11 protein-coding genes are annotated in these 14,097 nt (G+C 44.8%); 7 read left to right on the top strand and 4 right to left on the bottom strand.

Annotated features, from left to right (window positions below; translation table 11 throughout):
• Positions 1–2 precede the first annotated feature (2 nt).
• A complete protein-coding gene (locus tag AXF12_RS01180) occupies positions 3–1,142 on the bottom strand; it encodes an HlyD family secretion protein (RefSeq protein WP_066427838.1) in 1,140 nt (379 codons plus the stop codon).
• 226 nt (positions 1,143–1,368) lie between these two features.
• Here AXF12_RS01180 and AXF12_RS01175 point away from each other — a divergent pair, with 226 nt between their 5' ends.
• The 7 genes from AXF12_RS01175 to AXF12_RS01145 all read left to right on the top strand — a co-directional run bounded on the left by AXF12_RS01175 (position 1,369) and on the right by AXF12_RS01145 (position 12,124).
• Positions 1,369–2,193 (top strand): carboxypeptidase-like regulatory domain-containing protein, encoded by an 825-nt coding sequence (locus AXF12_RS01175; protein WP_066427837.1) that lies wholly within the window; start codon positions 1,369–1,371, stop codon positions 2,191–2,193.
• Positions 2,194–2,213: 20 nt separating this feature from the next.
• On the top strand, positions 2,214–2,942 hold the full coding sequence (locus tag AXF12_RS01170) for a hypothetical protein (protein ID WP_066427836.1): 729 nt from the start codon (positions 2,214–2,216) through the stop codon (positions 2,940–2,942).
• Positions 2,943–3,480: 538 nt separating this feature from the next.
• Positions 3,481–4,632 (top strand): suppressor of fused domain protein, encoded by a 1,152-nt coding sequence (locus AXF12_RS01165; RefSeq protein ID WP_066427835.1) that lies wholly within the window; start codon positions 3,481–3,483, stop codon positions 4,630–4,632.
• 457 nt (positions 4,633–5,089) lie between these two features.
• On the top strand, positions 5,090–8,434 hold the full coding sequence (locus AXF12_RS01160; protein WP_066427834.1) for a SusC/RagA family TonB-linked outer membrane protein: 3,345 nt from the start codon (positions 5,090–5,092) through the stop codon (positions 8,432–8,434).
• A 15-nt stretch (positions 8,435–8,449) separates the two neighbouring features.
• The gene (locus AXF12_RS01155) at positions 8,450–9,931 is read left to right on the top strand and encodes a RagB/SusD family nutrient uptake outer membrane protein (RefSeq protein ID WP_066427833.1); all 1,482 of its coding nucleotides are present in this window, start codon (positions 8,450–8,452) and stop codon (positions 9,929–9,931) included.
• A 21-nt stretch (positions 9,932–9,952) separates the two neighbouring features.
• The gene (locus tag AXF12_RS01150) at positions 9,953–10,807 is read left to right on the top strand and encodes a zinc-binding metallopeptidase (RefSeq protein WP_066431664.1); all 855 of its coding nucleotides are present in this window, start codon (positions 9,953–9,955) and stop codon (positions 10,805–10,807) included.
• A 12-nt stretch (positions 10,808–10,819) separates the two neighbouring features.
• Positions 10,820–12,124, top strand: coding sequence for a DUF4302 domain-containing protein (locus AXF12_RS01145; protein WP_066427832.1), 1,305 nt, complete (start codon positions 10,820–10,822; stop codon positions 12,122–12,124).
• 139 nt (positions 12,125–12,263) lie between these two features.
• Here AXF12_RS01145 and AXF12_RS01140 read toward each other — a convergent pair whose 3' ends face one another.
• The 3 genes from AXF12_RS01140 to AXF12_RS01130 form a co-directional block, all read right to left on the bottom strand.
• The gene (locus tag AXF12_RS01140) at positions 12,264–13,160 is read right to left on the bottom strand and encodes a DUF3078 domain-containing protein (protein ID WP_066427831.1); all 897 of its coding nucleotides are present in this window, start codon (positions 13,158–13,160) and stop codon (positions 12,264–12,266) included.
• 23 nt (positions 13,161–13,183) lie between these two features.
• Positions 13,184–13,504 carry an iron-sulfur cluster assembly protein gene (locus AXF12_RS01135; RefSeq protein WP_066427830.1) on the bottom strand — a complete coding sequence of 107 codons (321 nt, stop codon included), beginning with the start codon at positions 13,502–13,504 and terminating at the stop codon, positions 13,184–13,186.
• 102 nt (positions 13,505–13,606) lie between these two features.
• Positions 13,607–14,029 (bottom strand): SufE family protein, encoded by a 423-nt coding sequence (locus AXF12_RS01130; RefSeq protein WP_066427829.1) that lies wholly within the window; start codon positions 14,027–14,029, stop codon positions 13,607–13,609.
• Positions 14,030–14,097 lie beyond the last annotated feature (68 nt).

The following is a 14,097-nucleotide window of genomic DNA, read 5'->3' as shown; positions in this document are numbered from 1 at the left end:
GGCTATGTTTTTAAGGATTGAGTAGGATTGAGCCAATTGTCTACCTTGTCGAACAATAATTGATAAAGACTTCGGCGCGCAATGATAAAACGTGCGGTGAGGGTCATTCCCTTGCTTATAGCTGCCTTGTAACCATTTTTAAGACTAAGACTATTGTCCTCTAAGAGGCAGCGCACTTTAAAAAATATATCGCTATTGTGCTGGGTTACGTTATTGTCAATATCTAAAACTTTACCGGTGAGCGTGCCCCATTGGTTGTAATTAAAAGCGTCCACTTGAACTCTAACGAGCTGTCCTTTCTTGATAAGACCAATATCCTTTGGACTTACATACGCCTCAACTACCAAGTTGTTATTAGGGGAGATGGTTGCTATATTTTGAGAAGAGAGCACAAAACTACCCTGCTGCACACCAGAGAACCCTTCAATGGTGCCTGCCACAGGAGCTTTGATAACGTAGTTCTGAGCCTCTGTTCCGAGCTTAGTAAGCGAATTCTCTAAGGAAGTGAGTTTCTCCTTAGTGGTGATTTTACGGTTGCTCCACTCTGAGAAGTACTTGCTTTGGAGGTTCTGCAAAGAACTGTTGAGTTGTTGATAGGTAAATTCGTATGTTTCAAATTCTGAGAGCGCAATGACCCCTTTATCAAAGAGCTGTCGGTTGCGGTTGAGTTTTACTTTGGCTTGTGCCACTTTGCTTTGTAGCTCCTGACAGGCACTGCGGTAGGCTGCGTATTCCTCACGAAGGGCAACAGTCTGCAACTGTGAAAAGCTCTTATGAGCAATAAGCTCTAAGTCGGTGAGTAAGTCTTTTTGTTCTTGTATATTTTTAAGTATTGTTTCGCGTTCAGAACTAAGACCTTCGGAGGAGAGCACCACTAAGGTATCGCCTGCGGCAACCTCTTGATTGTTTTTAAGATAGATGCGCTCTACCCGAGCCGAAGCAATACTATTGATAGGTACAGGTTCCGTATCACTGCGCAGCACACCCCGTGCCTGTGCACTCACCTCTACCTTGATAAAGGGCAGAGAGATCAGCAGTACAAAAAGGCTTAGTAATACTACTATATAAATAGAAAATGTTTTGACCTTATTGCGGTAAAGCAGATTTTCATAAGTATGTATGGCGTCTGTTGTGATGTTCATATTTTTTATGTTTAAGGATAATATTTTGCAAATATACTAATTACTTTTAATTTACCAAAAATATTCACTAAAATATTTCTAACGAGTCGATAATAAAACGGTCTCTTATACTTATTATTTCATTGTAAAACAATGTGTTATACTTTTTTTGTGCTAAAAAAATATGTACACAAGATGTTAGGTAAAGAATTATTTTTTACATTTGCAGCGTTTAACAGTATTTTATATGAAACAGCTTATCTTAGCAATCGCAGTATTAAGCCTTTTTAGCACAAAGGCACAGAGCCTCATTAAGGGTACGGTTAAGGACGCACACGGGGTGCCTATCAGCTATGCCGACGTAGGCATTGTGGGCACTACGCGCGGTATCACTACCGATGCACAAGGGGCGTTCTCTCTGAATGTCGCCGACTACAAGCCTACCGATAGCCTCTTCGTATCGCACTTGAGCTATGAGCGCAAGGCGTTTACCATCGCCTCATTACAGGGGCAACAGCCGCTTGTCATCAGCCTAAAAGAGCGTACCATCGAAGTGCCTGAGGTAACCGTAAACGTCAAAAAAGGCAAGGAAAAGACCTTGATGGGCAAAGGCGTTCGCGTGGTAGCGGGCTCGGTGTGTATTATTCCTGATGAGTTTGAAACGAGTGGCAGTGAGGAGCTCGGCGACTTTATGCGCTTGAAAAAAGACCATATCGCTACCCAATTTGAGCTACGACTGCTAAAAAACACCGCCCAAACGCTGCTGCGCTTGGAGTTTTACAGTGTCAATGAGGACAAGAGTGTATTTACCCCGCTTATCCACGAGCCCATCTACATTGAGTTGCCGCAGAACAAAAAGGCAATGACCTTAAAGAAATCTTTACGAGTGCTGTTGCCCAAAGGCGAGGTATGGATAGGCTTTAGGGTCGTTTCCTCAATAGGTAAGAAAGGTGATGAGACGTGTTTTGCAGCCTCTTTCTCAGGCTGCTGGGTGCGCAATGGCAACGATTTGGAGAAAATACCCTTAGGCTTAGGAATGCAATTTGCCGTAAAAGGTTACTCAGTAGAATAAAACACAAAATACAACCGATAATGAAACACTTTTTGATCGTAATAGGCACGGCTCTCACAGCGTTTTGTGCCGCCCAAGCGCAGGACAGCACTGTGGTGCGCGAATTAGGCAAAAGGGAGATCCCCAAACTCAAACGCGTAAAGCACAGCGAGCGTCCACCAGTGGATTACAGCACTATCCGCGATGGCATCGGCGGCTTCTTTGACATAGGAATGGGCTACTCAACCGTAAAGAGCGACCCCGTAGGGGTGATCGCCCGTACTGCTGTGGGCATAGGCGCGCGCAAGGACGGATTTTCAGTAACGCTGCTCTTTGGCGGCGAAGTCTTAGGGCAGCACGAACCCTTGCAGGTGCATTACCCCGCCTATGAAGGAGATGCACAAAGCAGGCGTACGCTCCCGAGCGATATTCGCCCTATGTACTTTGTGCGCACCGACCTCTCTTACCAAGTGCTCCAAGCCCAGCGTAACACCCTTATGATCGGGGCGGGGGTAGGCTATGGCAAGCGCGAATACCGCACACAGGATGGCGCACTGGGCATCGGACGCTATCTGCGACAAAAGAAGGAAAGCCTACTGCTCAGTCCATACATAGAAGTACAAAAATGGTATCAGGGGGCGGGCTATCTCGGGCTGCGACTGAGTCTCCACCTAAACGATTTCCGATTGAACGACCACCACAGTGCCCCCTTTAAAGGCAACTGCCTAATGCTGAGCTTCACCTTTGGCGATTTATTTTGGAAACTTTAACCCCCACTCACCACATATAAATCGCTCTACACCACTAATAATCACTTAGATACAACAACCCCAACAAAAATTCTCAAAGAAATTATACATTATACATTGTGCATTATACATTATTTTGTATCTTTGCCGCATCTTTTTAACAATACCGCAACACAACATTTTCCCACAACAATCTAACCACTAAACCCTGATCCCTAACCCCTCCCTGTAAGAAGAACCTAAGAGCAAGGTAAGAGGAAGGTAAGAGCAACTACGGTATCAATACGGTACCAATACGGATGCACTACGGACTTTCTACCTACCCTAAAAGGGTGCATTTCGACACGATTAGCGATTACATATTATTCAATAATAGAGCTATTTTAGTAAGAATACATTAAAACATCCTATCGAACCTTACTCCTTAAAATATCCACTATAAAAACGGTGCGTTAGCCCTAAAAGCTCAAAGCTCGAAGCTCAAAACTAATCACATTTGGCAATCTAAACAAAAAACCTTATATTTGTCGCCTGAAACATATTTAAAAACAAAATCGCTATGTCAGACAAAATAGATTTTGAAGAAGGCTATGAGTTGCACCTCTACTCCGAAGAGGAATTAGAAGCCGTAGAGGCTTGGATAGACGAAAATATGGGCAAGAGCGACCTAGTGTTCCACGAGATACTCTCCCTTGATATCCACTGCGATGTCTACATCATCAACCCTAAAGACGGTGAGGACTACTATTGCGTAACCACCGTAGGGGCAGGTGCCTACCGTATGAATGCCCCTGAAGACGAACCCAAACGCTTAGAGCTATTTATGCTCTTGCCACCCGATTGGAAGATTGGTGAAGAATATGACGTAAAGAGCGAAGAAGATGAAAGCTATTGGCCTATCTATTGGATCAAACGCCTCTCGCGCCTACCACTGCAAATGGATACGTGGTTAGGCGAAGGGCACACCATCCCCACAGGCGAAAAGATACCAGGCACTAACTTCACGGGCTTTATGGTCTACCCGCTATGGACCTTAGATGAAAGCGCGCCCCTCTCGCTCAAAGAGAAGATTGCCGATGACGACACTGAGCGCAGGGTGATGTTCTACACCTTGATACCGCTCTATGATGAGGAGATGAACTACAAACTCGAGCACGGCACCAACGCCCTATTAGAGCGGTTCCGCGAGGCAGAGATGCCGTTTCCGCCTGTGGTCGACGTCAATCGCCCCAACGTATGCGAAGGCTTTCAGCTCACATCGCACCACGAGGCACTCAACGATGTCTATTGGGCTTTCAACGACACCTCTTACGACTCGGTGATGACCTTCTGGGCAGCTGTGAGCCAATACAACGAGGGATTGGAGCATCCCTTAGACGACTTCAACCCCTTTGAGACGCTCTTTGCCAGCACCAAGGTAAAAGTCTCCTACGAGGCTTATATTGATAGCCTTGATGAGCTGCAAGATTTTGAAACGCTTGACGACCCCGACTCCTTTGTAGAAAACACCTCCGATGAAGGTCCCGTAGAGGTAATTGCCACCCTCGAGGCTTCGCAGGACGGCAACTTCGTAGCGATGGAATTGCTGTGGTATCTCCACCAGCTCTTCCTCACGAAGGATTTGGGCGACCATAAGTTCTTCGAAGGGCTAAGCTTCGAGGGCTACGACGATGAGGGCACCCCTATGGCGTACGTGTGCTTAGGAAGTTAATTGCATAAGGAAATAAGCGACAAAAACAGAGGTATGTACTTCCTCCTTACAGGGGATTACATACCTCTGTTGGTATTTTCTATCTACTTATATCAAAAAAGTAGTATAAAACAACGCCTTATTTTGCGAAATCATAAGAAATATTTTGTCTACCTTCACAGGCTTAAATAGTGTATTTTTAGGTTAAAATCGTTTGCGACCATACGCAAAAGTATCTATAAAAGCCCATATAACAACATTTTTTTACAATAAATTTACTATACCAAAATCTTTAATTATAAATAGAATGCAAAAAACAAATGTTAACTTTATGAATAATATAACGAAATAAGCAACTTTTGTAACAGAATAATCAAAGAGCCTTTTTGTTGTTGTGAAAAAAAATATCTTTTTATATTTGCAAAGTGAAGAAAATAAATATAACTTTGCCCCGTCGTTAATAATAAATAATAAGGATATGAGAGTAAACAACAATGTATGGTGGGTACTGCTGTTCTTTCTGGCAGTACCGCTTGTCGGCTTCGCGCAGACAAGAGAAGTGAGCGGTACGGTTACCGACGATAAGGGCGTACCGCTGATGGGCGTAAATGTCATCATAAAAGGTAGTAACATTGGGGCTGTTACCGATTTTGATGGGCATTACAAAGTAAAAGTGCCTGATGATAAGGCGGTTTTGGAGTTCTCAACCCTCGGGATGGCTACCCAGAGCAAAATAGTCGGCACTGCAAAGATCATCAACATTAAGATGAAAGAAGACGTAGTGCAGATCGGTGAAGTGATCATCACCGGCTACCAAACAGTAGACAAAAGCAAGTTCACAGGGGCAACACAAACCCTCAAAGCCGACCAAGTAAAGATGGACGGCGTGGTAGACGTGGGGCGTATGCTCGAAGGGCGTGCTGCAGGGGTGAACGTCCAAAACATCTCAGGCTCGTTTGGTACCGCTCCTAAGATCACCATCCGCGGTGGTTCATCTATCTTTGGCGACACCAAGCCGCTGTGGGTGGTGGATGGTGCCGTGCAAGAAGAGGTCGTAAACCTCACTTTTGAGCAGCTTGCCTCAGGTGATGCCTCTACGCTGGTGAGTTCAGCTATCTCAGGGCTCAATGCCAACGACATCGAGTCTATCGAAATCCTTAAAGACGCCTCGGCACTTTCGCTCTATGGGGCACGTGCACTCAACGGGGTGGTGATCATCACCACTAAGAGCGGTAAGAAGAACACCCGCACCCAAGTCTCTTACCAACTCGAGCAGTCCGTGCGCTCAGTGCCTAACTATGGGCAGTACGACATCCTCAACTCACAAGAGACGATGGCCATCTACCGTGAGTTAGAAGAAAAAGGGCTTTTTAGCCTTGCTTCGCATACCCAAGCACGCTACGGTGGGGTTTACAATATGATGTACCGTGCCATCGACACTTACGACCCTGCCACAGGGCGTTTCTTGGTGGAAAACACCACCGAAGGGCGTAATGCTTTCCTCAAAAAGTATGAATATGCCAACACCGACTGGTTTAAAGTGCTCTTCCGCCCTTCGCTCACACAGAACCACACTGTGAGTCTCTCGGGAGGTGGTGAAAACTCTACGCAATACGCCTCAGTAGGCTTCTTTACTGACCCAGGTTGGAGCATCGCCGACCGCGTACGTCGTGTTACGGGTAACCTGAAGACCACTTACACCCTTTCGCCTAAGATTACCGTAGGGGTATTGGCACAAGGGTCGATACGTGAGCAAAAAGCACCAGGTACCTATACCCGTAAGGCAAACCAAGTAACCGGTGAGTACACGCGCGACTTCGATATCAATCCGTTTAGCTACGCACTCAATACAAGTCGCACGCTGCGCCCTTATGACGATAATGGAGCTTTGGAGTACTACCGCTATAACTACGCACCGATGAATATCCTCAACGAACTTAGCAACAACTATATGGATATCAACGTGCTTGAGCTGAAGTTGCAAGGTGATATCGACTTTAAGATCAATAAGAACCTACATTACAAGTTTCTCGGTTCTGTGCGCCACGTAAAGAGCACCAATAAACACTCAATGACGGAGGATAGCAATGTGGCTGGGGCACACCGCGCCAATGAGACGACCATCATTGCTAAGAACAATCCGTTCTTATTTACAGACCCTGACAACCCTGATGCTATCCCACAAGTGGTGTTGCCTAATGGAGGTATCTTAAGAACTTCTGAAGACAATCTACAGAGCTACTACTTCCGCAATGCGTTGGAATACAAGTCTTTGTTTAAGAATGTACACGATGTAAAGCTCTTCCTCGGGCAAGAATATCGCCATACCGACCGCGACAACAATTTCAGCACTGGCTATGGTTACCAGTTCAAGAAAGGTGGCTCCGTATTCACCGACTATCGCATCTTGCAAAAATACATACAAGATAACATCGATTACTTTGATAGCTCGTTCAACAAAGAGCGTGGCATCGCCTTCTTCTTGCAAGGCAACTACACCTTTGACGAACGCTACGTGCTCTCGCTGACAGCCAACTACGAGGGCTCTAACAAGCTCGGCCGCAGTCGCTCTGCCCGTTGGTTGCCTACGTGGAACGTCAGTGGACGTTGGAATATCAGCAAAGAGAAGTTCCTCGCTAACAACCCCACCGTCTCTAACCTCGCCCTGCGCGCTGGCTACGGACTCATCGCTGGCTTAGGAAGTGCAAGCAATGCGCTGGCAATCTACAAAAACAAAGTTACTGAGCGCTACGTGCCAGGCAATCGCGAAAATAAAATCGTGATCGATCAGCTGCAAAACAGCGAACTCACTTGGGAAAAGGTATACGAAAGCAACATTGGGGTAGACCTCGGGCTGTTTAAGAACGCCATAAACCTCACAGTCGATCTCTACCAAAAGAATTCTAAGGACCTCATTGACTACGTGCGCACCTCTGGCGTGGGTGGCGAGCAGACTAAGCTGGCCAACAATGCAGAGATGACCACTAAGGGGATTGAGCTTGCGCTGCGCACACGCAACTTTAAGAATGACAACTTCTCGTGGACATCTGAGATCAATTTCTCTTATTTCGACCAGAAGATCACCAAGCTGCGCTATGAATCGAATGTGTGGGGGCTGGTGCGTGAATTGGGCGGCAACGTGCTCGGCGAGCAGCGCAATACGCTCTACTCTTTTGACTTCCAAAAATTAGACGATCGCGGATTGCCTGTGCTGAAACTCAAAGAAGGTCAAGATCCTTTTAGAGACATCAACTTCCAAGATAGACAAGATATTTTGAGCTACCTCAAGAAGGAAGGCCCCGTAGAGCCTAACATCACCGGAGGACTCTCTAATACATTTAAGTATAAGAATTGGGAGCTGAGTGCACTCATCACTGCCTCTGCAGGCAATAAGATTAGGCTCGCCCCTATCTATAGCTCTGAGTATAACGATTTGGACGTTTTCCCTCGTGAGTTTATCAACCGTTGGACGGCTTCAGACCAGCAGACTCATATTCCTGCTATTGCTTCAAAGAGAATCATCAATACAGTGGGAAGTGATAATATGAGAAAGATCTACAACGCTTACAATTACTCAAGCGAGCGGGTGGTTGATGGTGCTTTTATCCGTATGAAGAGTATCTCGCTCTCTTACTCATTTAACAAAGACTTGCTCGAGGCTCTTAAGCTAAGCAACTTCACGCTGCGTTTGCAAACAACCAATCCGTTCCTTATCTATGCGGATAAGAACCTCAATGGGCAAGACCCTGAGTTTTTTAGAGCAGGTGGGGTTGCCTACCCTGTTTCTACACAGTATACCTTTACAATCAATATAGGAATTTAAAAAATCAGAAAGGATATGAAAAAGTATATATGTAATAAAACTGTTGCAGCTCTTGCCTTAGCACTGGGGCTATCAGGCTGTAACTCCTTCTTAGATGAAGTGCCTGATAAGCGCACAGAGATAAATACACCTGAGAAGATACAAGAGCTCTTAACCTCAGCCTACCCAGACGGGCTATATATGCTCGTAGCAGAATCGATGAGTGACAACGCCGATGATAAGACCACTGTAACGGAGAATAATACCGTCAATACAGATGCTTATCACTGGAAGGACAACACTGAAGTACGCCAAGATACGCCTACCCACTATTGGAATGCGGCTTATACGGCTATTGCAGCTGCTAATCAGGCTTTAGAGTCGGTTCAGGAAATCGGCAAAGGTAAAAACCTCAACTACCTAAAAGGGGAAGCCCTTGTGGCGCGTGCCTATGCCCACTTTATGTTGGTTACCTTCTGGGCAAAACCTTATAATCCAGCTACGGCTGCCACTGATGTTGCGCTGCCTTATGTGAAGACGCCTGAGAAGGTGGTTTTTGCTAACTATAAGCGCATTTCTATCAAAGAGTATTACGACCTCATTGAGCAAGACCTTCTTGAGGGTATCGCCTTGATAGACAACTCAAAGTATAAACAGCCTAAATTTCACTTTACCAAAGAGGCTGCCAATGGCTTTGCTACGCGCTTCTATTTAGCTAAAGGTGAATGGGAAAAAGTGATCAACCACGCAAATGCTGTTTTAGGGAATGACCCTGCTAAGAATTTGCGCAATGTAGTAGCCTATGCACAACTGAGTTATTCTCAAAACAAAAATCTTTATGTGAGTTCGAGTGAGCCTGCTAACTTACTCATCTCAGGGAACATCTCTGACTATTCCATTCGATTCGGAAGTGTGAAATATGGGTTGACGATAAACGTAGCGAGAAACATTATTGGTCAGCGAAGCCATCCCACCCTAAACAATTGGGCTTACGACATCTATGGCAACACTGAGAACCTCAATATTCCTCGCTTTCTGCAGTACTTTAAGTATGATAACATATCAGCAGGCACAGGATATCGATACACAATGGCAAGCTTGCTCTCTTATGATGAGGTGCTGCTCAACCGTGTAGAGGCTAACCTGATGCTCGGCAACACAGCTGAGGTGATTGCTGACCTTAACCTTTATCTACCCTATAAAACTCAGGGAGGCACCATAAACCCCGCACTCACTGAGGCTATAATGAACAGACGCTATGCAGGTGTTGGAACGGCTTTCGACCCCAACTATAGCCTCACTACACAGCAACGCGAATGGCTACAGTGTATCGCTGATGTACGTCGCGCCGAGTTCCTGCACTTAGGCCTACGCTGGTTTGATATCAAGCGTTGGGGAATGACCGTTACCCACACCGATAGCAAAGGTACTTATGAACTTAAAAAAGACGACCCTCGCCGCGAGTGGCAAATACCTGAGGATGCCGTGAAAGCTGGCCTCCCTGCTAACCCAAGATAATCACCCTAAAAAATGATAGAGATGAAAAGATATATACTAATAGCAATAGCGATGCTGAGCCTCACTGCCTGCAAGCGCGATAACGGAGACGAACTCTCAGATAAGAGTATTTTTGACGGAGGACACCAGTACTCTCAAACCACCTTGGATAGGTTTATCTACAACAACTTTCAGCGACCTTATAACATCGCTGTTACCTATAAGTGGATAGATGCCGACTTTGAACAGAATAAGTTTCTCTACCCGCCCACACGTGAGAAAGTGCAACCAATGCTCGAAATCGTTAAGAAAGTATGGATAGACCCTTACGTAGAAGTGGCCGGTGCCGACTTTATCAAAACCGTAGCCCCTCGACAAATCTCACTCATCGGCGGCTATAATAGAAATACTGATGGCACCATCACCCTCGGCTTTGCCGATAGCGGTATGAAGATCACCCTCTTCAATGTCGATCAGCTCGATATTACCCAGCAACAGGCTACCCGCCAATATTTCCATACCATTCAGCACGAATATTGCCACATCATCAATCAGCACAAACCCTATTCTGATGAGTATCGCAAAATTACCCCCAGCGACTACACCGCTCAGTGGTTTAATGTGAAAGACGTTGATGCCCTCAACAAGGGCTTCATAACCCCCTACGCTATGGCTAATGATATTGAAGATTTTGCCGAAATGACCTCAGCGATCCTCAGTATGTCAAAAGCTCAGTTTGATGCAAAAATCAATGCCGTAACCAATGCCAATGGTAAGGCGGCTCTTCGCTCAAAAGAAAAAATGGTTGCTGAGTACTTTAAGAGCGAGTGGAACATCGACATCTACCAGCTGCAAGACCTTGTAGAAAGACGTATGTTAGAAGTGTTAAACCCTTAAAAATAATTTACGATGAAAAAGATACTATTGATATTTTCAGCAATATTGCTCGCCTCTGCCTGCAACAAAAATGGCGTAGAGGATTTAGATGGCATCTCCTCAAGCGAGCAGATGCAGCAAAGCCAAGAAGCCCTTATAAAAGAGCTTACTGCCCCCGAAAATGGCTGGCGATTTGCCTACCAGCCTAATGAAGGTAAGGTGGGGGGATTTACCCTGCTGATGAAGTTCAGCAATGATGGCGAAGTAGTGATGACCTCCGACATCGATAGCGACACCGCTACCACCACCAGCGAATACCAAGTGAAGATGGGGCAAACTACAATGCTATCCTTCGTTACTAAGAACCATATCCACAAGCTCGCCGACTCAAACCTCGGCAGCCAAGGCAATGGCTACTATGGAGAGTTCGACTTTCTTTACTATGGCAAAGAAGGCGATAAACTCAAGTTTAAAACCCAACGCACTAATAAGTTTGTGTACTTCGAAAAGGCAACGGTTACCGATTGGAATAATATCTCAACAATAACAAATAAAGAAATTAATTTAGGGTTATTTGCTTATCGTCCACATACATTAAAGATTACCACCGCAAAAGGAACTGAGGAGTATAGAGCTACTTCTTATGAGAGTCGTCTTTTAAAGCTTTCAAACGGGGATAAGACGATTAGTTTTGGAACTTTGCCGACAGCAGATGGAGTGCAAATTATGCCTCCATTAGATGTAGAAGGAAAGAAGATTAGCGAATTAAAGCTTGACAACACCACACAAAGTTATAAAACTACTGTCGATGGGGTTACCGTTGAACTTATTCTCAAAACCTATCCTGAGGTGATAACAGATGATTATAAAGAAATTGATAACCTTGCTGGTTTTGCCAATATTATTCAGAATTTTCTTAACTCATTAAGTTCAGTAGAAATGAGGAGGCAGTATTTCTCTTCTAAAGGGAAGTTACTCTATGCTTATAGGATTCTTTTTAGGGAAAATAATGTATGCCTTATTGAAATATGGCACAAATTTACAAATAACCCAAATATACTCACCTTCCGTTGTGGATATGAGGTTAAGAATAAGAAGCTTTACATAAATGAAGGTGAAGGAAAACTTATAGCAGATGATCTGAAAGTTTGGCAGGGAGATAAAGATGTGGCGAATGCTGCCATTAATCTGATTAATTTCTTTTTAAATGATGGGAAAGAAGGTTTTTATATTGAAAAGCGTACGGAAAAATACGGTTTGCCTAACGATGTGTACACCTTACAAAGTAGTAAAAGACCTCAATATTACTTCCCTGTTTATGGGGTGCCAAAAAAATAAGAAACTTAAACGCTTAGACCTATTCTTAGGTGTTTTGTTACACTGTTTAGCATAGAACAATGTCTCCCTTTATAAAACAGTTTAGGCTGCCCAGCAGGCAGCCTAAACTTTAATAATAAGATAAAAGCTTATATGTGATTTAGAACTTATAGTTTACCCCTAAGCCCAACACTTCGCGAATCTGGAAGGCACGTGCCGCATCATCGTCGTAGATGGCTTGGAAAGTAAAGTTAGCACTCAAATACTTGTTGACAGTCATCACTACGTTAGCAGTGTAGTCGATATCTACGTTTTGAGGATTTTTCAGGTAGTTGCTGTACAGATTGAGGATGTTCTCAAACGATACATTGTCCATTACGTTGAACTTCGCATAACCATTCAAGGCAAACCCGAGTTCGTAACGCACTGTCTTGTTGTCGTCCAAACCGTAGAAGCTCTTAATGTAGCGAGCACTTGTTGGGTCGGTGAACTCCTTCTTAGCAAAAGTGAGCTTTGAGGTAGCTGGTGCTAAGTTCACCTTCAGGTTGTCACTTTTCTTCCACAGCATACCAGGACCGAACTGCAAGTAGCCAGGCGACATAAAGTCGTTGATAGGCGTACGTTGGGTAGCCGAATCGTACTTGTAGCCGCGTGTCATCTGAGTCTTGAAGTTCAGGAAGAATGAATAGTACCAATGCTCAGTAGCCTGACGCCCTAACACAGAGTTGAGCTCTAAGCGGTCGTTGGTTTTGCGTTCGAAATCGTCGCCTTCGAGTTTGGTGATACCGTAATCAACGAAGATGTTGTTATCCCAAGCCCATTTTTCTTTCTTATAGTTGAAAGCATAACTCACAGCCAAGTTAGCTGCGACATTGTTAGTTCCGCCTCCTGTCCAGTCAGCATTGAAAGCCGATTGTGAGAATAATAATGAGGCATTCCCTGCCTTTGTCCAGTTTGATGTAGGTTGATCCGCAGGTACTGTTGGGTCTGCGGTTTCTTCTTGTGCAAAAGCTGCTAATGATGACACAAATAGTGCCGATAGTAAAATTTTTTTCATACGTGATTAATTATTTCTAATGTTTAAATAAATCCTAACTCTAATTTTGCCACATCGCTCATCATATCTTGGCTCCACGGCGGGTCGAAGGTGATTTCCACCTCCGTTTCGTGCACCTCGTCGATGCTCTGAATTTTCTCTTTTACCTCCATAGGCAAGGCTTCTGCCACGGGGCAGTTAGGCGAGGTGAGCGTCATCAGTATCTTCACGTCGTAATCCTCATTGACGAATACGTCGTATACCAAGCCCAACTCATATATGTCTACGGGTATCTCAGGGTCGTAGATGCCTTTAAGCACCTCGACAATCTTTTCACCCAATGCTTCTGTATCTATTTCTGCCATTTTTTAGGGGTTAGTGATTAGGGGTTAGGGGTTAGTGAGTAAAGAGTAATGTGCGCTGGCTTCTAACTTCTCACTTCTCATTTCTGACTTCTGGCGAAGCCCTCACTTCTCCATTAATGAAAAGGCTACTGCATAGCGTTTCATCTGCTCGATCATACTCACCAATCCGTTGGCGCGGGTAGGCGAAAGGTGCTCTTTAAGCCCTATTTGGTCGATAAAGCCCGTATCTGCCTTTGCAATATCCTCGGGGGCTTGCCCTGAGAACACCCTTACGAGTAAGGCTACAATTCCTTTGGTGATGATAGCATCGCTATCAGCAGTGAACAGCACCTTGCCATCGGCAAGCTGTGCAAAAAGCCATACTTTGCTCTGGCAACCTTTGATGAGATAGTCGTCCGTCTTATATTGATTGTCAATCAGGGGTAGCTCTTTTCCCAAATCGATGAGGTAGGCATAGCGCTCTTCCCAATCCTTCAGGAACGAAAACTCTTCTACTACCTCAGCCTGAACTTGTTGAATAGTCATCGTCTGTATTTTGGGCGCAAAAGTAATCTATATTTTTGAATTGACAAGTTTTTTAACAATTTTTAGCG

It is taken from the genome of Capnocytophaga haemolytica, assembly GCF_001553545.1.
Taxonomy (GTDB): Bacteria; Bacteroidota; Bacteroidia; order Flavobacteriales; family Flavobacteriaceae; genus Capnocytophaga; species Capnocytophaga haemolytica.
This window is presented reverse-complemented; position numbering and strand designations above follow the sequence as displayed.